This window comes from Micromonospora sp. NPDC047620 (assembly GCF_043205005.1).
In the GTDB taxonomy this organism is placed as follows: Bacteria; Actinomycetota; Actinomycetes; order Mycobacteriales; family Micromonosporaceae; genus Micromonospora.
Genome location: NZ_JBIDDG010000215.1, coordinates 1 through 1,014, shown reverse-complemented (window position 1 = coordinate 1,014; position 1,014 = coordinate 1). Strand labels below are relative to the sequence as shown.

At 60.6% G+C, this 1,014-nt stretch carries 1 protein-coding gene and 1 pseudogene; both read right to left on the bottom strand.

Translation table 11 applies throughout. From position 1 onward, the window contains the following. Positions 1 to 141: 141 nt before the first annotated feature. Complete coding sequence (locus ACGF5C_RS35370) at positions 142 to 621, bottom strand: GNAT family N-acetyltransferase (protein WP_064909894.1); 480 nt, start codon at positions 619 to 621, stop codon at positions 142 to 144. Further along, positions 618 to 1,014 (bottom strand): annotated as a pseudogene (locus tag ACGF5C_RS35365) (hypothetical protein); the annotation flags it as partial. The gene ACGF5C_RS35370 and the pseudogene ACGF5C_RS35365, both read right to left, overlap by 4 nt.

Genomic DNA, 1,014 nt, shown 5'->3' with positions numbered 1-1,014 from the left:
CAATCACCACCGCGGCCACACAGCACTCGGTGGACACCCACCAGCCAGCCGCGTTCCTAACCTCTCAGGTCAGTACACCTAGTGGCCCACAACAATGCAACGGCGACCCGAGGGTTGCCTGTGACCTGCGGTCTGACGGCTTTAGCCCACGTTGAATTCGTAGACCGCGCGGCTACGACCCGGCCCCTTGTAATCGGTGGTGACCGAAACACCGTCGATCTCGTGGTCGCCGGGGACGTTGACATAGCCGAGGGTGATCCAAGTAGCGTGCGCCGCTCGATTTCCCGGTTCAGATGTCAGGTAAATCCGTTCGCAACCCCATTTTTCGGCTTGAGCGTGCACGCTTTTCAGCAACGCGCGAGCGATGCCTTGCTGCCGATGGTCCGGATGGATCATGACGTCTTGGATATACACCTCTGCTGGGTTGTCCTGGCTGCGGAACGCGATCACCACGCCGGTGAGGGTGTTGGTTTCGTCGATCATGATGGGGCAGGTTGAGGAGAACAGTTCGGCGTACAGCCAGTAGTCGGACATCCCGCGGGCGCGAATGAAGGGTTCGCCGAGTTCCATGAGGTCGTGAACTTCGTTGATGTACTCGACGCTGAGGGAAGTGACGTTCATGGACGCTCCTGCGTGTGAATCTTTCGTACGATGCTGGTCAGTTGATATGTGAGGTCGGCCGGGGCGACTGCATCGGCGATACTTCGGCCGATGATCGCGATATCCCAGTCGGGGCTGCTGGTGAGTTCGTCGTCGGTGGCGCTGAATCCGCCGGAGACGGCGACGGGAAGTTGGCTGCGGCTGCGAATTGTTCGGGCTGTGTCGAGGGGGTGGTTGCTTCCAACACCGAGATCGATGTTGGTGGTGACGACGAAGCCATCGATCCCGGTGCGTTCCATATCACGGAGCCATGTGGCATCGACATGCGAACGCTGGGTATCAAGGACGAGCGCTACTCCGAGCCGACGTCCAGCGGCTACGGCGGCGGAAACGCTTGCGATGGACGCCGGCCCG

Excerpts from the sequence above, each read along its gene's own strand:
- ACGF5C_RS35370 (WP_064909894.1), bottom strand. The coding sequence starts at position 621 with ATGAACGTCACTTCCCTCAGCGTCGAGTACATCAACGAAGTTCACGAC.